Here is a 20895-nt window from a genome sequence, read left to right as displayed (position 1 = left end):
CGAAAGGTTGGAGTCGATGTCGTCCGAACCCTCCACGAGACCGGCGGCGAGTTGGCGGCCAAGCGGCGTGTACTGGTCGTTGATCGTAACCGGCTCATCGAGGTTCACGATCGCGGCAGTCATGCTGTCGAGGCGCTCGGTGGGGTTCTGCAGAGCGGCGACCAGGATGCCGCCGACCGCGGCCGGCAGCAGCAAGACGCCGAGCAGCGTCAGCCAGGTGATAGGACGGCGGGAGCGAGCCCGTTCGATGGAAAGGGTCATGCGTTCACCTCGGTGGAATCGGTGCGGCGCGCATGCGCAGCGGTGGTGATGTCGATCATGTGGGCGCTCGGCCAAGCGGCCTCCGCGAGGATGGTGCGAGCGGCGTCCGCGTCGGATGCCGTGGCGAACACCGCGAGCGTCCTGGACGCCGCAGCATCCTGCAGCATCGCGGTGATCTGATCGCGCTGACCGCCGGTGAACCGGTCGATCCCGTCGATCACGACGAGCTTGGACTTGCCGCGGAGCGCCTCTTTGAGGTCGTTGAGGGCGGCATCCGTGTCATCCACCAGCACGCAGCCGACGTGATTGCGCACCCAGGCCGCCCGACCAGGCAAGAGGTGCCCGACGACGCGGAGGCGTCCGTCATCCGGAGCGATCCTGCCGGCGACCGCCAGCGCGAGTGCGCGTCGCACTCGCGCGTTACGACCGGTGGCGATCAGCGCCTCACCGGGCGCGACCCGCAGCGATAGGCCTTCGAGGATCGGCGCATCCGCGCTGAGGACCAGCTCATCGGCGGCCACGACCGAGTCATCGCCGGGCCACGACTTCAGGTGACGCTCGCGCTCCACCGCCTCGCCCTCGATGTCGACGCGGGGGAGGATCTTCTCCAGCCACGCCGGGATCTCCCAGGCGCGCTCGCCGAGGATCGCCATGAGCGCGGGGATCAGCGTCATGCGCACCAGGAACGCGTCGATTGCGATGCCGGATGCCAGGCCCAGCGCGATTGGCTTGAGCGAAGAATCACCCTCAGGGACGAACGCCACGAACACGGCGAACATGATGAGACCGGCGGCCGTGACGACCTTGGCCGAGCCGGTGAAACCGCTGCGCGTGGCGCGGATCGCCGCAGCACGACGCACGGCCCGGTTCGGCGACTTCGAGTCTGGATCATGCACGTACTCCTCCCGCATGCGCGAGACGAGGAACACCTGGTAGTCCATCGCAAGGCCGAACAACACACCCATCAGGATGATCGGCATAAAGCTGATGATGGGCCCGACCTTCGCGACGTGCAGAACGTCGGCGAGCCAGCCCCACTCGAATACGGCACCCACGATTCCGAATGCGGCGATGATCGACAGCAGGTATCCGAGTGCTGCGGTGATCGGCACCCAGAGTGAGCGGAACACGATCGTCAGCAGGATGAGCGAGAGTCCGATGACGAAGACTCCGAAGGGAAGCAGTGCCCCGCCGAGCTGGTCGGAGATGTCGATCGCGACGGCGGTGAAGCCGGTGACCTTGATATCGATGCCGAACTTCTCGAGCCATTCATCGTGGTGCGAACGGAGCTCTCGCACGAGGTCGCTCGTTGCCGGGTCATCCGGTGCGGTCTCGGGAATCACCTGCACGATGCCGGTGTCGGCGGTCTCGTTCGGGGTGGCGAGGGCCACTTCTTTGACGCCGTCGATTTGGGCGACAGCATCCCCAAGGTTTTCCATCAACACCAGCGGATCAGTTGATGTGACGATTGTCCCGGTGAGGATGAGGGGGCCGTTGAATCCGGCGCCGAACTCTTCTCCGACGAGGTCGTAGCTCTGGCGGGCCTCACTGTCCTTGGGCAGTACGCCGGCGTTCGGGAGCGCCAGGTTCAGGCTGAGTGCCGGGATTGCGACGATGCCGAGGCCGATGATGACGGCAAGTGAGGAGAGCACCGGATGCTTCGTCACGCCGCCGACCCAGCGTTCGCTGAAGCCGCGACGGGGGCCCTTGCCCTTCTTCGGCTCGCGTACCTTTTTGGGGCGTCCGACGATTCGACCCTTCAGGAACCCGAGCACTGCGGGCGTGAGGGTGACGGCGATCACAACCGCGACGGCGACCGCTACTGCGGCCGCAATCCCCATCGTCGTCAGGAACGGGATGCCGGCGAAACCCAAACCGATGAGCGCGATGAGTACCGTGATGCCGGCGAACACCACGGCGGAACCGGCCGTTCCGACCGCCCGAGCGGCCGACTCTTCCGGGTCGACGCCTTCGCGCACCTGGTCTTGATGCCTGGCCATGATGAACAGCGCGTAGTCGATGCCGACAGCGAGTCCCAGCATGAGGGCGAGTAGTGGGGTGGTCGAGGAGACGCTCGCGAAGGCGGTTGCGGCGAAGATCCCGGCCATTGAGATGCCGACGCCGAGCATGGCGGTCAGCAGCGGGAGGCCGGCAATTACGAACGAACGGAACGTGACGATCAGCACGAGTAGGGCGATGATGAGTCCGACGGCTTCGGTGAGCGTGATGCCAGGGATGGAGACGGCGAAGAGGTCGCCGCCGAGTTTCGTCTGCGAGCCGGTGGGGAGGTCGGCAGCGAGTGTGTCGACCGCTGCGGTGAGGGTGTCTTTGGTCTCGCTGGGGACGTCGGTGGACTGTCCCTCGAACTGCAGTTGCACAATCGCTGCGGTCTTGCCCTCGTTGATCATTCCGGTGATCATCTCGTCGTACGGGGAGGTGACCGCGAGCACGCCGTCGAGGTCCGAGAGCTCGGCTACGGCATCCTCGATCGGCTTGCGGTAGTCGTCATCGGTAATCTTGTCGCCCGCGTCTGCCACCACGATGAACTGCGCGTTTGTGCCACTGACCTGCGGGAAAGAGCGCGAGAGCTGTGCAAGCCCCTCCTGCGATTCGGTGCCGGGGATCGAGAACGCATTGTCGGTGCCGCTGTTGAGCACGAGCGCGCCGCCGCCGGCGATGCCGAGAACGAGCAGCCAGGCTGCGAGCACGCGCCAAGGGTGCACGAATGACCAGCGTCCGAGCGACGACAGGAGTGTGGACACAGAATCCTCCGGGATGCGGATGGGGTTTGGATACAGAGATGTATCCGATACACCTGTGTATCCTACGGGGAGTTGTACGCTGAAAACTGTGCGCTGGATGTGTAGGAAGGCCAGATGACGATCCCCGTGACGAAACGACGCGAGAACACTCGTGCTCGACTGTTGGATGCCGCCGCCGAGGTGTTTGCCGAGGTGGGCCTTGAGGGCGCCAGCGTCGAAGCGATCTGTGAACGCGCTGGCTTTACTCGCGGCGCGTTCTACTCGAATTTCGACTCCAAGGATGAGCTGTTTTTGCAGCTCTCTGCGGCGGTGGCCGAGCGGCGCATCACGATGGTGCGCGCGCGCATCGACGAGTTCGTCGGATCAGGTGTCCTGAGCGGAGATGCCAACCCCATCGACCTCGTTCAGCGAGTGATGGAGTCGGGTGAGGACGATCGGTTGAGCGTGCTTCTGATGAGTGAGATTCGTATTCGTGCGCTGCGTGACGCGGCGTTCGGTGCGGCCTATCTTGTGCAGGAATCGGCGATGATCACAAGCATTGAAGGCATCATTCAGGGCATCGTCGACTCAGGACTCTTTGCCCTGCGAGTAGACGTGGCAACAGCGGCTCAGATGCTGATGGTGCAGTGGGAAGGCTGTATGGGCCGTGGGGTGATCTCGGGGTACGACGGTGAACAACTGCACCGCGTTGGTGCTGAGGCGCTCGGCCGCCTCGTCGAGCTGATCATTGCTCCTGCTCAGGGCTGACTAATCAGTCCGAGAGCAGCGCGTGGCAGCGGGTCAGGCGCTCGCGCCACCAGTCCTGACGATCGGCGGATGCAGCGAGCCGCTCGAGCCGCGCCTCATCTGGCGTGATGCGTCCGACGGGAATCGAGCCGTCGACCGGTGAGAGCTTGGCGACGTTCTCGACGAACAGGGCCCCTGTTCCGAGACCGCAGTCGAAGTCGAGCTGGGGGAGGGCGGCGGCGAGAGCCGCACCCTGGCTGAGGCCGATCGCTGTATCGAGCGCACTGGAGACCACTGCTGGCAGCCCTGATTCGGCGACGATATCGAGCGCGCGGCGGATGCCGCCGAGCGGCTGCGCCTTGATCACGATGAGGTCGGCAGCCCCGGCGCGCGCAACCGCGATCGGGTCTTCCGCCTTGCGGATGCTCTCGTCGGCGGCGATCAGGATGCCCATGTACTTCACTCGTGCGCGCACCTCGGCGAGCTCTTCGACGGTCGCGCACGGCTGCTCGGCGTACTCGATGTCGAACTCAGCGAGGGCGTGGAGAGCTCGTTCGGCTTCGTCGACGTTCCAGGCCGCGTTCGCATCGATGCGCACGCGCCCCAGAGGGCCCATGACATCGCGCACTGCGCGCACCCTGGCGATGTCATCGCTCAGGTGCTGACCGGCTTCGGCGACCTTGACCTTGGCGGTGCGGCATCCGGGAAAGCGTGCGAGCACCCCGACGACGTCGGCCGCGGCAACCGCCGGCACCGTGGCGTTCACCGGGATCCGGTCGCGCAGCGGTGCGGGTTGCTCGTTCCAGGCGAAGTCGATCGCTGAGGCGAGCCAGACGGATGCCTCAGCATCCGCATATTCGACGAACGGCGAGAACTCGGCCCAGCCTTGCGGACCCTCGAACAGCAACGCTTCGCGCACATCCACTCCGCGGAAGCGCGTGGTCATGGGTAGGGCAACCACCCGGGCCGTATCGAGCAGCTCTGCAATCGACGGAGTCATGCCCCCATCATGCCCCGAACCGCGCCCGTCGCCTCGATTCAGGTCGCACTTTCTGCCGCTTTGGTGCGCTCAGAACGGCGAGAAGTGCGACCTGGAGGTCCGCGATCTGCAACGTTCGCACCGCGCACACACGCCTCGGATGGCATCGGCAATAGGCTGGGGTCATGGTCTCCGAGCTCTTCGATCCTGCGGAATGGGTGCTTGCGCCCGGTGCCGAGGAATACACCGACATCACCGCGCACGTCACTCATGACGGCGGCGTCGCCCGCATCGCGTTCAACCGGCCGGAGGTGCGAAACGCCTTCCGCCCGCATACGGTCGACGAGTTGTATCGGGCGCTCGATATTGCCCGCCAGGACCCGAAGATCGGTGCTGTGCTGCTGACCGGCAACGGTCCGAGCGCAAAGGATGGTGGATGGGCGTTCTGCTCGGGCGGCGACCAGCGCATCCGCGGACGCGATGGTTACAAATACTCCGACTCCACCGATTCCGTGGGAGACCCGGCCCGCGCCGGGCGCTGCACATCCTCGAGGTGCAGCGACTGATCCGCTTCATGCCCAAGGTCGTCATCGCTGTGATTCCGGGGTGGGCCGCTGGCGGGGGACACTCGCTGCACGTGGTCTGCGACCTCTCGATCGCATCACGCGAGCACGGCAAGTTCAAGCAGACGGACGCGACGTCGGCAGCTTCGACGCCGGATACGGTTCCGCGTACATGGCCCGTCAGACCGGACAGAAGATCGCCCGCGAAGTGTTCTTCCTCGCTGAGGAGTACTCCGCGCAGCGCGCCTTCGAAATGGGTGCGGTTAACCGCGTCGTGCCGCACGTCGAGCTCGAGCGTGAGGCGCTCAAGATGGCTCGCACGGTGCTGACGAAGTCGCCGACAGCGATCCGGATGTTGAAGTTCGCCTTCAACGCCGTCGACGACGGGATCGTTGGACAGCAGGTGTTCGCCGGTGAGGCGACCCGCTTGGCGTACGGCACGGATGAGGCAGTTGAGGGTCGCGACTCGTTCCTAGAGAAGCGCGCCCCGGACTGGACGTCATTTCCCTGGCACTTCTGAGGGCCTCCCGATGACTTTAGAATCGCGCAAGTTGCTGCATTCAGGGGCTCCGACGAGCAATTTAAGCGATTCGAATGCCGAGGTGTCCATAGCGGCCGTGCGGGCGGCGCTGGATGGGGAGACAGTGCTCCGCGTGGGAATGCTGGGAGATGAGACTGGGGACGTACCAGAGGGTACGGCGGTGGTCATCGCGACCTCGGGCTCTACCGGAATCCCGAAGCACGTGATGCTGAGTGCAGAGGCGCTGCGCGCCAGCGCGGAGGCAACGGCCACACGAATCGGCAGTGGTCGATGGCTGCTCGCTTTGCCGTCCGGGTACGTCGCGGGGCTGCAGGTTCTCGTGCGCTCGGTGCTCGCCGGTACCGAGCCGGCGGTGCTCGAGGATGGGTTCTCTGCTCGAGCTTTCGCCGAGGCGACGCTTCCGATGCTGCGCCCCGTGTCTGGCTCCGGGGGCGAGTTGGAACGGCTGTATACCTCCCTCGTTCCCGCACAGATCGCGACGCTGTTGGATGCCGCGGATGATCCGACTGTGCTTGCCGCGCTTCAGGCCTACACGGCGATCCTCGTCGGTGGGCAAGCGTTGCCCGAACCAGTGCGCGAGCGGGCCGCCGAGCTCGGCGCGCGACTCGTGCGCACCTACGGTTCGTCCGAGACGAGCGGCGGATGCGTGTACGACGGCACCCCGCTTGAGACGGTCGCCGCCCGCACGGTTGACGGCGAACTCTGGATCGCAGGGCCCATGATCGCTGATGGATACCTCGGTGATCCGGAACTCACTGAGCGCACGTTCGTGCGTGATGAGCACGGCATCCGCTGGTATCGCACGGGGGATCTCGGCATCGTCGAGGATGGCGTCGTGCGCGTGCAGGGGCGCGCCGACAACGTGATCGTCTCGGGGGGAATCAACATCTCCCTCGATCGGGTCGAGCGCATTGTTCGCGACGTCCCCGGGCTTGCGGCAGCGGTCGTTGTCGGCGTCGATGATGAGCGGTGGGGCGAAGCATCCGTCATCGTTGTCCCGCGCGGGGAAACTCTCCGGCGCAGCGAATCAGACCAGCTGGAGAGCGCCCGCGAGGCGGTGGCTGCTGAGCTCGGCAAGCCCGCTCGTCCGGCTCGACTGATCCTCGTCGATGAGATCCCGGTCCTGGCATCAGGCAAGCCCGATCGCGAGAGCATCCGCCGCATGGCCGCCGAGCTGCGCTGACGGCAGCCGCCGCCGCTGCCGCTGCCGCCGTCGCGTCGCCCGCCGCCGAAACGGCTGCTACGTACGTCGAGGGTGTGACGCCTGTCGGATGTTTTCGGACAATTTCTCCGACGTGCGCAACATCCTCCGACGGGCGTAACGCGACAAGCCCCGCCCACCTGCAAGACTGAACGCATGGCCGCCTACACTCACGGACACCATGAGTCGGTGTTGCGCTCGCACAGCAACCGCACGATCGCGAACTCGGCGGAGTACCTGCGCCCGCACCTGAACCCCGACGTCCGACTCCTCGACGTGGGAGCGGGCCCGGGCACGATCACGGCAGATTTCGCCGCCCATGTCGCCCAGGTCACCGCGACCGAAATCGGCGACGCCGAACTCGGGCTGTCGCGGGCGCTCGCCGCGGAGCACGGTATCCAGAACATCGATTTCTCGGTCGAGGATGTGCACGCGCTGAGCTTTCCCGACGACTCCTTCGACATCGTGCACGCGCATCAGGTGCTGCAGCATGTCGCTGATCCGGTGCAGGCGCTGCGGGAAATGAGGCGTGTCGCAAAGCCCGGCGGGCTCGTCGCTGCGCGAGACGCCGACTACGACGGTTTCATCTGGTTCCCGGTGCTGCCAGAGCTCGATGAGTGGCTGCGCCTGTACCGCGAAGCCGCTCGCGCGAACGGCGGAGAACCGGATGCCGGCCGACGACTGCTCTCGTGGGCACGGGCTGCGGGCTTTACGGATGTCACGGCGACAGCATCCACCTGGTGCTACGCGACGCCAGAGGAACGAGCGTGGTGGGGCGGGATGTGGGCCGACCGCATCCTCGAATCTGCGCTCGCGCGCCAGCTCGTCGATACCGGGATGGCGACCACCACCAACCTTCAGCGCATCAGCGCGACATGGCGCACCTGGAGCGATGCCGAAGATGGCTGGTTCCTCGTTCCGCACGGTGAGATCCTCTGCCGCGTGTAAAGCCTCTCGTGCGCCCCGCGGGGAATACATCTCTAGACGGATGCCGCAGCCAACACCCTCGCGTAGCGTAAGAGGGTGATTCGTCCGCTGTCCCGCACCGCGCTCGTGCTCGACGTAGTCGGTGCGATCGTGGTTTTCGCGATGCTCATGCCCATCTCGCTCGTGTTGTACGCGCCCGGCGCCATGAGTACTCGCGTCCCCGAGACCGTGGCCATCGCAGCACTCGTTGGGGCAGCAATCCTGCAGTGCGGCGCGCTCGCGATCGGACGCCTCGCTCCCGGAATTGCACTCGCGGTGGCGTGGGTCGGAGCCCTCGTGCAGATGGCCGCGGGGCTCTCACCACTGCCGATCAACGTCGCGATCCTGGGTGTGCTGTACGCCACCGCGGCATGGGGTTCGAAACGGATTCTCTGGGCAGGACTCGCCTCAGCAGGCCTCGGCGCCATCATCGCTGGCTTCTACATCACGTTCGCCGACAGTGTGGCGTCGTTGGCGACTGCGCATTCGCTCGGGGTTCTGGCGCTGCTCATCTTCTCCTCGGTGCTCGCACTGGGTACCGCATGGCTCGCCGGGTTCCTCTGGCGCATGGTGCTGCGCTCTCGTCGTATTCGACAGGCTCAGGCGCACGCCGAAATGCAGACCGTCGAAGAGCAGGAACGGGTGCGCATAGCCCGTGACATGCACGACGTCGTTGCTCATTCGCTCGCCGTCGTGATTGCTCAGGCCGATGGCGCCCGCTACGCGGCGGCGACCGATCCGGATGCCGCAACTGCAGCCCTCGGCACAATCTCGCAGACCGCGCGCGGCGCGCTCTCTGATGTGCGGATGCTGCTCACCCAGCTGCGACACCGACAGGGCGATGGCCCCCAGCCGACGCTCGCGGATCTGGAGGCGCTGTTCGCGCAGGTGCGCCAGTCAGGCATCGAGCCGCAGGTCACGGTCGATCCGATGCCGCCGGGAGAGCCACCGATGGCGACCCAGCTGGCTGTCTACCGAATTCTGCAGGAGGCGCTGACCAATGTCATCCGCCACGGTGCAGGCGGCGAAGTCGACGTGCAACTGGCGTGGCAGACAGACTACGTGCAGATCCGAGTGAGCAATGCGATCGACGCCGCAAGGGTCGGAGTCGGCGGTGGCCACGGAATCATCGGCATGCGCGAGCGCGCACAGCTCGCCGGCGGAGTGTTGCGCGCAGAGCGCGATGGCGAGAGATTCGTCGTACGCGCGCGGCTGCCGATCGGGGCTGTCCGGGGCGAACCCGACGTGGTGAGCCCGGATGCTGTGGTGAGCCAAGGCGCCGAAATCGATTCCGAACCGACCACCGCCGAAAGGAATGGCTCATGATCCGCGTGGTGCTCGTCGATGATCAGGCACTGTTCCGTGCCGGCATCCGCATGCTCGTCGATTCGCAGCCTGACCTCGAGGTCGCGGGCGAAGCCGGTGACGGGCAGGAAGCGCTCGCGGTGATCTCCGAGGCGAAGCCGGATGTCGTGCTGATGGACATTCGGATGCCGGTGATGGACGGGCTCACCGCCACCGCCGAGCTGCTCACACGCCCGAATCCGCCCCGCGTGGTCATGCTCACGACGTTCGACCTCGATGAGGCCGCGGCGCGCGCGATCCGTCAGGGGGCGAGCGGGTTTTGCTGAAGGACGCGGATCCGGAGTTTCTGCTCGCCGCGATCCGCACCGTGCATTCCGGGTCGAGCGTGATCGCGGCATCCGCCACTCGCGAGCTATTCGCGCACTTCACCGAGGCGGCAAAGCCCACCCCGCCACAGTTCGCGGCTCTCACGGATCGTGAGCGAGAGATGTTCGCGCTCGCAGCCCGTGGACTCTCCAACGCCGAGATCGCCGGCCGAGAGTTTCTCAGCGAGGCCACGGTGAAGACGCACATCAGCCGCATCCTGACCAAGCTGTCGCTGCGCGACCGCGTGCAGCTGGTGGTCTTCGCGTTCGAGCACGGCCTGAACTGACGGCCCAGGGGTTTCTCCGCAGAGCCCCGTAATCATCCTTGAGAGGTAGACGGATGCTACGACAGGGCGATGCGGCGACCACCCTGCAATTCCTAGCGTTGTGGGTATGGAAATCAGCACCAGCGACCTCGGGCTCGCGGCCCGCGTCCAGCACCTGACGAAGTCGTACGGCTCGGGCGAAGGCGAAGTCCACGCGCTCGATGGCATCAGCGTCGGCATCCGCCGTGGGCAATTCACGGCGATCATGGGGCCGAGCGGATCGGGCAAGTCGACGCTCATGCACATCATGGCCGGACTCGATGCGCCAACCGAAGGGCGGGCGTGGATCGGCGACACCGAGATCACCGGTCTCGGCGACCTCGATCTGACGATCCTGCGCCGCCGCCGCGTCGGCTTCATCTTCCAGGCATTCAACCTAGTGCCCACGCTCGACGCACTCGGCAACATCCTGCTGCCGTTCGAGCTTGACGGACGTCGCCCGAGCGCGATCGAGCGCGCACATGTCGAGGGGCTGATCGAGACGCTCGGCCTCGGCGGCCGGCTGCATCATCGTCCGCACCAGCTCTCCGGCGGGCAGCAGCAGCGGGTCGCAATCGCTCGTGCGCTCGCCACCTCACCAGACCTCGTCTTCGCCGATGAGCCGACCGGAAACCTCGACTCGGCGACCGGGCGCGAGGTGCTGCAACTGCTTTCCGCGGCGAGCCGCGAGCACGGCCAATCGATCGCGATGGTCACTCACGACGCGATCGCGGCCAGCCACGCCGACCGGGTGCTGTACCTGGGCGACGGACGCATCGTCGCCGATCATCCGCGACAGAGTGCCGAGCAGATCGCGGCGTACATGCTCGCCGCGGAGGTGGCAGCATGAGCGCCGTCGCCTCCCTCCCGACCATCCCCGATACCGTCGCCACCGGACCCCGCTTCACCTGGCTGCGCGAGCGCGGCATGGGTGCGAGCGTTCTGGTTGCCGCTCTGTCGTCGGCACTCGGCGTCGTGCTGGTCGAGGCGACCTCTTACATCGGGGCGATGCTGAAATCTGACCCATACATCGGCGACAGCGGCACGCTCGGGGTCGTGGTCGCCTTGCTGTCAGTGCTGCTGATCGGTGTCGCGCTGTATGTCGGTGCGATCGTCACGGCGAACACGTTCTCGACGATCATCGCCGGCCGTACCCGACACATCGCCCTTGTGCGACTCATCGGCGGAAGCGCGCGTTCGCAGCGAATCGAGGTGGCGCGTCAAGGCCTGGTAGTTGGTGCGATCGGCGCAATCATCGGTGTCGTTTTCGGGTTGCTGATCGTCGTGGGCGGCCTCGCGGTCGCCGATCGCCTGCTCGGTTCGGTGCCTTCGTTCACAATGATGCAGCCGACGATCCTGGTCCCGGCGCTCGGTGTCGCGCTGACCACATGGGCGGCAGCCTGGATCGGATCGCGCCGAGTGCTTGCGGTGACGCCGTTGCAGGCGATCGCCGGTTCCGTAGAGCGTTCGCATGAGGATGCTGCGACCCGCCCCGCGCGTCATGTCGGCGCTCTGCTGCTGCTCATCAGCGGCCTTGCGCTGTTGGTCTTCGGTATTTTCGTCGGGCTCGTGACGCCGCTGGGCGTGGTGGTCGCGTTCTTCGGCGGGCTGCTGTCGTTCACCGGGCTGTCGCTGGCCGCGGTGCTTGTGATGCCGCCCATGCTGCGTCTCGTCGGACGGCTGTTCGGACGCTCAGCGACCGCGCGCCTTGCGGCCGAGAACGCGCTGCGGTATCCGGAACGCTCCAGCCGCATGGCGATCGGCGTCGTGAATGGGAGTGACGCTCGTGACCATGTTCGCCGTCGCGCTGGAGTCGGTGAAGTTACTGCTGACGAAGGCCGCGGGTGGCGAGCTTGATCCGCAGTTCTCGATCATCATGGACAGTTTCTCGACCGTCATGATGGTGCTGGTCGGTGTCTCTGCGATCATCGCCGCGGTCGGACTGGTCAACCTGCGCACGATCGGCGTCGTTCAGCGCAAGCGTGAGTTGGGGTTGCTGCGGGCGATCGGTCTGTCGAACCGGCAGGTGCGCGGCATGATCATGCTCGAGGCCGTGCACATCACGGTCACGGCCACCGCGATGGGCCTCGTGCTCGGGGTGCTGTACGGCTGGGTTGCTGCGCAGTCGTTGCTCGGCTCGGTGCGGATGCCGCCGTTCTTTGAGGAGACCGCGGGCCTCGTGGCGCCGGCCGTGCCGTGGATTCCGGTGGTCGTGATCGTCGTCGCGACCGCCGTGCTCACGCTGGTCGCCGCGGCGACCCCGACGCGGCTGGCGACTCGGGTTGCGCCGGTGGAGGCGCTGGCCGTCGATTGAAGTGAACGGCGGCGGCCTAAGCTTGAGGGATGTCGTCGCCGTTCGATCAGTCCTCGTACCAAGTTCGCTTCGAGTGGGGCATTGCTGGCCTTCACCGCCTCGCGCCCGCGGATGTCGTGATTGTGGTCGACGTGCTCCGCTTCTCGTCGACAGTGACGGATGCCGTGGCATCCGGTCAGAGCGTCGCATTAGCGGATGCCGCGGGTTGGTCCCGAAACGGCGCAGCCGTCGCTGCCGCGGCAGGGGAAGCGACCGTGCTCATCGGGTCGCTGCGCAACGCCTCGGCCGTCGCTCGCGCGGTGCTCGACCTGCAGAATCAGCGCGAGCAGCGCACCTCGGTGTCGGTGATCGCGGCGGGCGAGCTGACGGATGCCGGCGACCTCCGCTTCGCCGTCGAAGATCAGCTGGGGGCGGGGTCGATCATCGCCGCACTCAGCGACCTGGGCATTGATCACACCTCGCCAGAAGCTGCAGCCGCGTGCGAATCAGCGCGTGGACTGCGGCGGGCGATGCGGCATCTGCTCACGGCATCCGGATCGGGCAAAGAACTCGCGGCCGGAGTCGAAGCCACCGCGCGCATCGAAGCATCAGGACTCGTTCCCACTAGTGCTACGGCAGCCGCCGAAGTCGACGCAACCGATGCGGTGCCCGTCCTTCGCGACGGCAGTTTCGTGGCTTTCGACGCGTCGCGCGGCTTCAGCGCTTCGCTCAGCTAAACCGAGAAGCTCCTACTGCTCGCGCGGCATCTGCGCGGCGAGTCGCACGGCGGAGGTGATTTCGCGACGAGTCCAGACGAACTCATACTTCGGATCGAACGTCCGCGAGCACTTCGCGCACGACGTCGGACGGGTGCTGCGACGATGGCGGTAGGTGACGTGACCTGCGGGGCACGTTCCCACCCACGGGGCGAGTTCGACGGCCGTCTCACCGTGATGCGTGGTGCCGCCGACGTAGCCGAGGTCGAGGGCGATGCGCTTCCACTTCGGTCCGTGGGCGGCTCGGTGCCCTGCCAGCGCGTGCGCAACTTCGTGTAGCAGCACCTGGTGGATCTCGTCATCTTCGAAGCGCGCGGCAAGATAGCGCGACACCGTGATGCGCTTCTCGCGGAAGTCGCACTGCCCGGCACGACGCTTCGCGTGGTCGAAGCCGAACGACCAGCTTTCGTCGAGGTGCATCTGCAGCAATGCCTCGCCCCAGATGCGCACACGGTTCAGATCCGCCATGCGCCTAACCTAAATCATCCCGCCGACATTCGGCTTGTTCGGGTGCCGAAACGGACTCAGCCCGCGACGAGCTGCCCGCTGCGACGCTTCTCGGCAGCTTCGATTGCCAGCAGTGCAGTCTCGAGCTCTGCGTCGGGAGCGCCGGCTTCACGACGCAAGAACAACGCTCGCTTGAAGCTCTCACGAGCGATGTCGAAGTCACCCGCGTCGTAGGCGTTTTTGCCGTGGTTCTGGTGAGCGAACGCCGCGATCGACGCCCATCCCTGACCCTCTGCTTCTGAGGCGCAGGTCGCGAGCTCCTGCTCTGCGGCGGCGTACGCGCCGCGGTACTGCAGGACCGTCGCATGCAACACACGCGAACGCAGCACGTCTTTGCGAGTGCCAGCCATCCGAGCAACGCGCACCGACTCGTCGGAGAGCGACAGCGATTCATCGAGGCGACCGAGCACCTTCAGCAGCCAGACGCGCTCAAGCAACGCGGGAAGACTCCGCTGCGACTCAATCTCAGCCAGTCGCTCTGCACAGGCGGTCTCGTCGACCAGTTCACGAAGAGTGTCTGAGTCGTACCCCTTGATGTAACCCATGTGCTCTCCTTCCGCGGTGTCCTCCCCAGTCTGCCTCGGACCTTGCAAGAGACCCAGTCGGCACGCCATAGAGCGCGGGAACAGCGGGCTCGATCAGCGTAGAAAGAGTGACGCGTCGGGCTTGGGAGATGCCACGGCATCCGCATCTGTGACAATCCGTGCCCCCTGCGCGAAGGCGGTGACCTCAGCATCCTGAGCGATCTTCGCCGGATGGGGGCCTGCGGCCAGCATCCGTGGCAGCCATTCGGTGGGCAGGCGAGAAGCGGATGCCGCAATCACGAGATTTCCGAATCGCCGACCTTTCAGCACCTGGGTGTCGGCCAGCACGGCGACCTCCGGAAGCACGTGGGCGATCGTGGCGACCTGTCGCCGGGCGAACGCCAGTCCAGGGCCGTCGGCAACGTTGACGAGGAGCACTCCGGTCGGAGAGAGGAGCGTCCGCAGTTCGGTGTAAAACTCGACGCTCGTGAGGTGCGCCGGTGTCTGCGCGCCGGAGTAGACGTCCGAGACGACAAGGTCGCATGCGCCAGTGAGAGCCGGCGGCAGTTTCTTTGCTCCCGAGCGCGCATCCCCGATGCGGATGCGAATCGAGGCCCCGCGCGGCAACGGCAGATGCTCGCGCACGAGCGCCGCCAGCGGCGCCTCTAACTCGATCACCTGTTGACGTGATCCTGGCCTGGTCGCGTCAATGTAGCGGGGGATGGTCAGCGCCCCGGCCCCGAGGTGCACGGCCGTCAGTGCCGCACCGGGTGAGGTGAGTTGGTCGATCACCGCGCCCATCCGCACGATGTACTCGAAGTGCAGGTGCGTGGGGTCGTCGAGGTCTACGTGGGATTGCGGGGTGCCGTCGACGATCAGTTCGAAGCCGCTCGTGAATTCCGAAGGCTCGATCCGCGCGATTCCGCCGTGATCGAGGCGCGCCTGCGGATGCTCGGTGTCCTTCGCGCGCGTTCTTCCCATGTCTCTGAGCCTATGCGCGAACCTCTGCGCGCACGGCGCGAGACGTGTCCGTGGCATGAGCTCGAGCATCCGTACGTACACGAGCGTTATCGAGCCGATACCGGATCGAAACACGGATGCGTTTGGATTCTATGAGCGGGCTGGGTAGCGTCAGAGCATCGCCGTGTTACGGCTGCGACGACGCAGTCGGCACGCGCAAAGAAGCGCCCCAACAGGGAAGGTACACAGCATGCACCACTCATCCATGCGCCGACGAGGGCTTATTGCCGTCACCGGCACCGCTATTGCAGCAATGCTGCTCGCGGGCTGCGTCGCGAGCGACCGCGGAGACAAGACCGAAACGGCATCCGGCGACGTCGACAGCACGTTCGTCTTCGCCGCATCCTCCGACCCGGCAAGCCTCGACCCCGCGTTCGCGCAGGACGGCGAGACGTTCCGCGTCGCGCGACAGATCTTCGAGGGTCTCGTCGGCACTGAGCCCGGCACCGCCGACCCCGCTCCGCTCCTCGCCGAGTCGTGGGAGTCGAGCGAAGACGGCATGAGCCACACCTTCACGCTGAAGGAGGGCGTCACGTTCCACGACGGCACCCCGTTCAACGCCGAAGCCGTTTGCTACAACTTCGACCGCTGGTACAACTGGACCGGCCTCGCTGCATCTGAGGCGTTCGGGTACTACTACTACAAGCTGTTCCAGGGCTTCGCAGACAACCCAGCGGATGCGGTCTACAAGTCGTGCGCTGCGGATGGCGACTACTCGGTCACCGTCGAGCTGAACAAGCCGTTCGCTGGCTTCATCCCGGCACTTTCGCTGCCGGCGTTCTCGATGCAGAGCCCTTCCGCGATGGAAGAGTTCGGCGCTGACGCCGTCGGCGGCTCGGCCGAGGCTCCGCAGATGTCCGAGTACGGCATGGCACACCCGGTCGGCACCGGCCCCTTCCAGTTCGATGAGTGGGCACCGGGCGAGCAGGTCACGCTCAAGTCCTACCCCGACTACTGGGGCGACAAGGGTCAGATCAACGAGATCATCTTCCGCACGATCGATGACCCGACCGCCCGCCGCCAGGCGCTCGAGTCTGGCGCGATCGACGGATACGACCTCGTCGGACCGGCTGACACGAAGGCGCTCGGCGACGATGGATTCACCATGGTCTCTCGCCCTCCGTTCACGATCCTCTACCTCGCGTTCAACCAGGCGGTCCCCGAACTGCAGGATCACAAGGTGCGCGAAGCGCTCTCCTACGCGATCGACAAGGACGCACTGATCACCCAGGTGCTGCCTGAGGGCACGCAGAAGGCCATCGAGTTCATGCCGCCGGTTGTCAACGGTTACAACGATGCCGTCACGACCTACGATTTCGATGTGGACAAGGCCAAGGCACTGCTGGCGGAAGCCGGCTACAACGAGGCCAACCCGCTGAAGCTGACCTTCAACTACCCGGTCAACGTCTCGCGTCCGTACATGCCAGACCCCGAGCAGATCTTCACCGTGCTCGCGACTCAGCTCAAGGCTGCCGGCGTCGAGACCACCCCGGTTGCTGAAGAGTGGGGCGAGTACCTTGACCGCACGACCGGCACTTCGGATCACGGCATCCACCTGCTCGGCTGGACCGGTGACTACAACGACACCGACAACTTCGTCGGCGTCTTCTTCGGCCAGCAGAGCTCCGAGTGGGGCTTCGACAACCAGGAGCTCTTCACAAAGCTTGCCGAGGCACGCGGAATCCCGAACCTCGAAGAGCAGAGTGCCCTGTACGAGCAGATCAACGAGGATGTCGCGCAGTTCATCCCCGGCGTTCCGCTCGCGCACCCGGCGCCCACGCTGGCCTTTGACCCGCGGGTCAAGAGCTTCCCGGCCAGCCCGGTGAACGACGAGGTCTTCACAGACATCGTCCTCACCAAGTAAGGAATCACGCGGCGGCGTCCCCTGAACCTGTCGAACGGTTCAGGGGACGACGCCCGCACCTGAAAAAGCTGGGAGTACTTCTTGCTGCGCACCATCGGCAGGCGACTGCTGTTCCTCATCCCGACCCTGATCGGCCTCAGCATTCTGCTGTTCGCCTGGGTCAGAGCCCTCCCTGGCGGTCCTGCGGTCGCCCTCCTCGGGGAGAAGGCGACGCCAGATGCTGTCGCGCGAATCAACGAGCTGTACGGCTTCAACCGACCGCTCATCGAGCAGTACTTCATCTGGATCGGCCGGCTCCTGCAGGGAGACTTCGGTACCTCGATTCAGACGAACCGACCCGTCCTGGAGGAGTTCCTCCGCCGGTTCCCCGCGACGATCGAACTGTCGATCACCGCGCTGATCTTCGCCATCGGAGTCGGCATCCCACTGGGCTATTGGGCCGCCCGCCGGCACGGCAAGTTCAGCGACCACGCCGCCGTCGTGCTGAGCCTGGTGGGCATCACGATTCCGGTGTTCTTCTTGGCCTTCATCCTGAAGTACATCTTCGCGGTGCAGCTGGGCTGGTTGCCTTCCGACGGCAGGCAGAGCCCGCGAATCGATGCCACCCATCCCACCGGGTTCTACGTGTGGGACGGCATCATCACCGGCGAGTTCGACGCATCATGGGACGCGCTCCTGCACCTCGTCCTCCCCGCTCTCGCGCTGGGGACGATTCCGCTAGCGATCATCGTGCGCATCACCAGGGCCAGCGTCCTGGAAGTGCAGAACGCCGACTATGTGCGCACCGGCCGCGCGAAGGGCGTTGCCCCATCGACACTGCGCACTCGCTTCATTCTGCGCAACGCGATGCTTCCGGTGATCACGACAATCGGACTGCAGACCGGTCTGCTCATTTCTGGCGCAGTCCTCACCGAGACCGTATTCGCCTATCCCGGGATCGGGTCGTTCCTGGCGAGGGCGATCTTCACCCGTGACTTCCCCGTGCTGCAGGGCTTCATCATCTTCATTGCGATCGCGTACGCGCTGATCAACCTCGCGGTGGATGTCTCCTACAGCCTGATCGACCCGAGAGTGAGGGTCCAATGAGTATTCCGCTTCCCCCTGCACAGGGGGGTGAGATCATCGACACGGTCGCCATCTCGCAGACCGAGTTGAAGGATGCCAGCGGCGGGTTCTGGCGCGACGTCTTCCGTCGCTTGCGCCGTAGCCCCACGGCGTGGATGGGCGCAGTCATCGTGCTGCTGTTCATCCTGGTTGCCGCTCTCGCGCCGCTTCTCGCGCCGTTCCCCGAGACGGCCCTTCCTGGTGCGAAGTTCATCACTCCGACGCACATCCCCGGGCCCGGGGAGATTGCAGAGTTCCCGCTCGGCCTTGACCGTTTCGGCGGCGACGTGCTGTCGAAGCTCATCTGGGGTGCGCAGGCATCACTCCTCGTCGGCGTGATCTCCACCGCCATCGGACTCCTCGGCGGCATGATTCTCGGACTCCTTGCCGGCACCTTCGGCGGCTGGGTCGACACGCTCATCATGCGCATCGTGGACATCATCCTGTCGGTGCCGAACCTGCTGCTCGCCGTCTCTATCGCTGCGATTCTCGGCCAAACGCCGTCGGCCGTGATGATCGCTATCGGTGCATCGCAGGTGCCGATCTTCGCGCGGCTGCTTCGGGCGTCGATGCTGCAGCAGCGCTCGAGCGACTACGTGCTCTCCGCGCAGACACTCGGCCTTGGCCGTGGGCGCATCACGATGTCGCATGTCCTGCCAAACGCGATCGGCCCGGTCATCGTGCAGGGCACGCTGACGCTTGCCACCGCCGTGATCGACGCGGCAGCGCTGTCCTTTCTTGGCCTCGGTGGCGGACGCCCCGAGACGGCCGAGTGGGGGCGGATGCTGACCTACGCGCAGAACGAGCTGGCAATTGCCCCGTGGCTGGCGTTCCTACCCGGTATCTGTATCGCGGTGACCGCGCTCGGTTTCACCCTGTTCGGTGAGGCGCTGCGCGAATCCATGGACCCAAGGACGAGGGCACGCTGATGTCGAAGGCTGAGATGTCGAAGGAACAGAACACGAGCATCCCGCTGCTATCGGTCAAAGACCTGGCAGTCGACTTCAACACTATGGACGGCGTCGTGCACGCAGTCGAGGGTGTGGACCTGGAGATCTCCGCGGGCGAGACTGTGGCGATTGTGGGGGAGTCTGGCTCTGGCAAGTCGACGACCGCGATGGCGATCATCGGGCTTCTCGCTGGCGGCGGACGCATTGCTGGCGGCAGCATCCGTCTCGACGGGCGCGAGATCACGACAGCATCCGAGCACGAGATGCGGGGTATCCGCGGACGCGACATTGGTCTCGTGCCGCAGGACCCGATGTCAAACCTCAACCCGGTCGCCAAGATCGGCACGCAGGTCTCTGAGACATTGCTCGCGCACGGGCTCGCCAACCGGCAGAACGTTTCGAAGAAGGTTGTCGAGGCGCTGGAGGCGGCGGGGCTTCCCGACGCAGCACAGCGCGCCAAGCAGTACCCGCACGAGTTCTCCGGCGGCATGCGCCAGCGCGCGCTCATCGCGATCGGTCTGGCGTGCAAGCCGCGTCTGCTGATCGCGGACGAGCCCACGAGCGCCCTGGATGTCACGGTGCAGCAGACCATCCTCGACCAGATCGGTGTGATGACCCGTGAGCTCGGCACCGCCGTGCTGCTGATCACGCACGACCTCGGACTCGCCGCAGAGCGTGCGGAGCGGGTCATCGTGATGCACCGCGGCAAGGTCGTCGAGCAGGGCGATGCGAAGCAGATCCTTGAGGATCCGCAGCATCCCTATACGAAGTCGCTGGTAGCAGCAGCACCCTCCGTTGCGGTGGCGCGCCTGCAGCCGGCGGCGTTCTCGGCCCCGAGGACGCCGGCCCCTCGACCGGATGCCGCGGCATCCGGCGACCCGAAATCCGACAACCCGAAATCCGACAACATCGTCGAGTTCGAGCACCTCACCAAGGTGTATCCGGTGCGCGGGCGCGGCGAAGACTTCGTCGCAGTGAACGACGTCTCACTCGCTATCCCGCGCGGCGAGACCGTCGCGATCGTGGGGGAGTCGGGCTCCGGTAAAACCACGACGGCACGGATGCTGTTGAAGGTCGTCGAGCCGACCAGTGGTCTCATCAAGTACGAGGGCAAAGACATCTCGACGCTGAACCGCGCCGAGACGCGCGACTTCCGTCAGCGGGTGCAGCCGATCTTCCAGGATCCGTACTCGAGCCTCAACCCCATGTTCACGATCGAGCGCCTGATCGCCGAACCGTTGGAGTTCTACAAACGCGGCAGCAGCACCGAACGCCGAAAGCGCGTCCGGCAGCTTCTCGACGATGTGGCGCTGCCGCAGTCGATGCTCAGGCGGTATCCGTCCGAACTCTCTGGCGGTCAGCGGCAGCGCATCGCCATTGCTAGGGCACTTGCGCTGTCTCCCGACCTGATCGTTTGCGACGAGCCGGTGTCTGCGCTGGACGTACTGGTGCAGGATCAGATTCTGCGACTGCTCGGCGATCTGCAGCGCGAGTACGGGCTCAGCTACCTCTTCATCTCGCACGACCTCGCGGTGGTGCGGTTGATCAGCGACTACGTCTGCGTCATGAAGGACGGCAGCCTCGTGGAGGCGGCATCCTCTGAGGAGATCTTCACGAACGCACGTGATCCGTACACGCGTCGCCTGCTGGCATCCATCCCGGGTAACGAGCTGAACATCGCCTGATCTAGGGGTGCACGAGCGTGATCTAGGGGTGCACGAGCGAGGTTGACGGATGCTTTTACCGCAGCATCCGTGATTGGTCAAGGACTGCGCTTGCCATGTCGCAGAATAAGTCGTATAGTGGTTCTTTGCGCCTCGGTTCTCCCTGCCCTCATATGGTGGTCGGCAGTAGTTGAGCAGACGAGTGCGCACTCCACCTGA

The 20895-nt window shown here is 65.5% G+C and carries 17 protein-coding genes and 2 pseudogenes; 14 read left to right on the top strand and 5 right to left on the bottom strand.

Features of this window, described 5'->3' with window-relative positions:
* Positions 1–257 precede the first annotated feature (257 nt).
* Positions 258–3023, bottom strand: a complete 2766-nt coding sequence (locus DC31_RS12775) for an MMPL family transporter (RefSeq protein WP_051606927.1) — start codon at positions 3021–3023, stop codon at positions 258–260.
* 114 nt (positions 3024–3137) lie between these two features.
* On the opposite strand from DC31_RS12775, the gene DC31_RS12770 reads away from it, so the two are divergent.
* Positions 3138–3770: a TetR/AcrR family transcriptional regulator gene (locus DC31_RS12770; RefSeq protein ID WP_036280692.1), complete on the top strand. Its 633-nt coding sequence runs from the start codon at positions 3138–3140 to the stop codon at positions 3768–3770.
* A 4-nt stretch (positions 3771–3774) separates the two neighbouring features.
* Here DC31_RS12770 and DC31_RS12765 read toward each other — a convergent pair whose 3' ends face one another.
* Positions 3775–4749 carry an o-succinylbenzoate synthase gene (locus DC31_RS12765; protein ID WP_036280690.1) on the bottom strand — a complete coding sequence of 325 codons (975 nt, stop codon included), beginning with the start codon at positions 4747–4749 and terminating at the stop codon, positions 3775–3777.
* 164 nt (positions 4750–4913) lie between these two features.
* Here DC31_RS12765 and DC31_RS12760 point away from each other — a divergent pair.
* The 9 genes and pseudogenes from DC31_RS12760 (at position 4914) to DC31_RS12725 (ending at position 13004) form a co-directional block, all read left to right on the top strand.
* Positions 4914–5811: pseudogene (locus tag DC31_RS12760) on the top strand (1,4-dihydroxy-2-naphthoyl-CoA synthase).
* A 139-nt stretch (positions 5812–5950) separates the two neighbouring features.
* Complete coding sequence (locus tag DC31_RS12755) at positions 5951–7015, top strand: AMP-binding protein (protein WP_036280688.1); 1065 nt, start codon at positions 5951–5953, stop codon at positions 7013–7015.
* Positions 7016–7189: 174 nt separating this feature from the next.
* Positions 7190–7981 carry a class I SAM-dependent methyltransferase gene (locus tag DC31_RS12750; RefSeq protein ID WP_036280687.1) on the top strand — a complete coding sequence of 264 codons (792 nt, stop codon included), beginning with the start codon at positions 7190–7192 and terminating at the stop codon, positions 7979–7981.
* Positions 7982–8056: 75 nt separating this feature from the next.
* A complete protein-coding gene (locus DC31_RS12745) occupies positions 8057–9325 on the top strand; it encodes a sensor histidine kinase (RefSeq protein ID WP_051606923.1) in 1269 nt (422 codons plus the stop codon).
* Positions 9322–9956, top strand: a pseudogene (locus DC31_RS12740) (response regulator). Before DC31_RS12745 ends, DC31_RS12740 begins: the two are co-directional and overlap by 4 nt.
* Positions 9957–10062: 106 nt before the next feature.
* The gene (locus tag DC31_RS12735) at positions 10063–10824 is read left to right on the top strand and encodes an ABC transporter ATP-binding protein (RefSeq protein WP_036280685.1); all 762 of its coding nucleotides are present in this window, start codon (positions 10063–10065) and stop codon (positions 10822–10824) included.
* The gene (locus DC31_RS12730) at positions 10821–11831 is read left to right on the top strand and encodes an ABC transporter permease (protein ID WP_327036869.1); all 1011 of its coding nucleotides are present in this window, start codon (positions 10821–10823) and stop codon (positions 11829–11831) included. The genes DC31_RS12735 and DC31_RS12730 overlap by 4 nt, the downstream gene beginning before the upstream one ends.
* Complete coding sequence (locus DC31_RS20330; protein ID WP_327036880.1) at positions 11767–12288, top strand: ABC transporter permease; 522 nt, start codon at positions 11767–11769, stop codon at positions 12286–12288. Before DC31_RS12730 ends, DC31_RS20330 begins: the two co-directional genes overlap by 65 nt.
* 29 nt (positions 12289–12317) lie before the next feature.
* A complete protein-coding gene (locus tag DC31_RS12725) occupies positions 12318–13004 on the top strand; it encodes a 2-phosphosulfolactate phosphatase (protein WP_036280682.1) in 687 nt (228 codons plus the stop codon).
* A 12-nt stretch (positions 13005–13016) separates the two neighbouring features.
* Here the strand turns inward: DC31_RS12725 and DC31_RS12720 are convergent, their stop codons facing one another.
* The 3 genes from DC31_RS12720 to DC31_RS12710 all read right to left on the bottom strand — a co-directional run bounded on the left by DC31_RS12720 (position 13017) and on the right by DC31_RS12710 (position 15055).
* Positions 13017–13511, bottom strand: a complete 495-nt coding sequence (locus tag DC31_RS12720) for a SprT-like domain-containing protein (protein ID WP_036280680.1) — start codon at positions 13509–13511, stop codon at positions 13017–13019.
* 56 nt (positions 13512–13567) lie between these two features.
* Positions 13568–14095 (bottom strand): hypothetical protein, encoded by a 528-nt coding sequence (locus tag DC31_RS12715; RefSeq protein ID WP_036280679.1) that lies wholly within the window; start codon positions 14093–14095, stop codon positions 13568–13570.
* Between the two features lie 93 nt (positions 14096–14188).
* Positions 14189–15055, bottom strand: coding sequence for a spermidine synthase (locus DC31_RS12710; RefSeq protein ID WP_036280677.1), 867 nt, complete (start codon positions 15053–15055; stop codon positions 14189–14191).
* A 229-nt stretch (positions 15056–15284) separates the two neighbouring features.
* Here DC31_RS12710 and DC31_RS12705 point away from each other — a divergent pair, with 229 nt between their 5' ends.
* The 4 genes from DC31_RS12705 to DC31_RS12690 all read left to right on the top strand — a co-directional run bounded on the left by DC31_RS12705 (position 15285) and on the right by DC31_RS12690 (position 20697).
* Positions 15285–16958 (top strand): ABC transporter substrate-binding protein, encoded by a 1674-nt coding sequence (locus tag DC31_RS12705; protein WP_036280675.1) that lies wholly within the window; start codon positions 15285–15287, stop codon positions 16956–16958.
* A gap of 81 nt (positions 16959–17039) precedes the next feature.
* The gene (locus tag DC31_RS12700) at positions 17040–18044 is read left to right on the top strand and encodes an ABC transporter permease (protein WP_036280673.1); all 1005 of its coding nucleotides are present in this window, start codon (positions 17040–17042) and stop codon (positions 18042–18044) included.
* Positions 18041–18991, top strand: a complete 951-nt coding sequence (locus tag DC31_RS12695; RefSeq protein WP_036280671.1) for an ABC transporter permease — start codon at positions 18041–18043, stop codon at positions 18989–18991. Before DC31_RS12700 ends, DC31_RS12695 begins: the two co-directional genes overlap by 4 nt.
* Entirely contained in the window at positions 18991–20697 is a 1707-nt protein-coding gene (locus tag DC31_RS12690) for an ABC transporter ATP-binding protein (RefSeq protein ID WP_235201500.1), read from the top strand. The genes DC31_RS12695 and DC31_RS12690 overlap by 1 nt, the downstream gene beginning before the upstream one ends.
* Positions 20698–20895 lie beyond the last annotated feature (198 nt).

Origin of the sequence: Microbacterium sp. CH12i, assembly GCF_000685355.1 — a bacterium.
In the GTDB taxonomy this organism is placed as follows: domain Bacteria; phylum Actinomycetota; class Actinomycetes; order Actinomycetales; family Microbacteriaceae; genus Microbacterium.
Note: the sequence above shows the minus strand (reverse complement) of the source record. Positions and strands in the feature narration are given on the sequence as shown.

Excerpts from the sequence above, each read along its gene's own strand:
- DC31_RS12770 (WP_036280692.1), top strand. The coding sequence starts at position 3,138 with ATGACGATCCCCGTGACGAAACGACGCGAGAACACTCGTGCTCGACTG.
- DC31_RS12765 (WP_036280690.1), bottom strand. The coding sequence starts at position 4,749 with ATGACTCCGTCGATTGCAGAGCTGCTCGATACGGCCCGGGTGGTTGCC.
- DC31_RS12755 (WP_036280688.1), top strand. The coding sequence starts at position 5,951 with ATGCTGGGAGATGAGACTGGGGACGTACCAGAGGGTACGGCGGTGGTC.
- DC31_RS12750 (WP_036280687.1), top strand. The coding sequence starts at position 7,190 with ATGGCCGCCTACACTCACGGACACCATGAGTCGGTGTTGCGCTCGCAC.
- DC31_RS12735 (WP_036280685.1), top strand. The coding sequence starts at position 10,063 with ATGGAAATCAGCACCAGCGACCTCGGGCTCGCGGCCCGCGTCCAGCAC.
- DC31_RS12730 (WP_327036869.1), top strand. The coding sequence starts at position 10,821 with ATGAGCGCCGTCGCCTCCCTCCCGACCATCCCCGATACCGTCGCCACC.
- DC31_RS20330 (WP_327036880.1), top strand. The coding sequence starts at position 11,767 with ATGTTCGCCGTCGCGCTGGAGTCGGTGAAGTTACTGCTGACGAAGGCC.
- DC31_RS12725 (WP_036280682.1), top strand. The coding sequence starts at position 12,318 with ATGTCGTCGCCGTTCGATCAGTCCTCGTACCAAGTTCGCTTCGAGTGG.
- DC31_RS12720 (WP_036280680.1), bottom strand. The coding sequence starts at position 13,511 with ATGGCGGATCTGAACCGTGTGCGCATCTGGGGCGAGGCATTGCTGCAG.
- DC31_RS12715 (WP_036280679.1), bottom strand. The coding sequence starts at position 14,095 with ATGGGTTACATCAAGGGGTACGACTCAGACACTCTTCGTGAACTGGTC.
- DC31_RS12710 (WP_036280677.1), bottom strand. The coding sequence starts at position 15,055 with ATGGGAAGAACGCGCGCGAAGGACACCGAGCATCCGCAGGCGCGCCTC.
- DC31_RS12705 (WP_036280675.1), top strand. The coding sequence starts at position 15,285 with ATGCACCACTCATCCATGCGCCGACGAGGGCTTATTGCCGTCACCGGC.
- DC31_RS12695 (WP_036280671.1), top strand. The coding sequence starts at position 18,041 with ATGAGTATTCCGCTTCCCCCTGCACAGGGGGGTGAGATCATCGACACG.
- DC31_RS12690 (WP_235201500.1), top strand. The coding sequence starts at position 18,991 with ATGTCGAAGGCTGAGATGTCGAAGGAACAGAACACGAGCATCCCGCTG.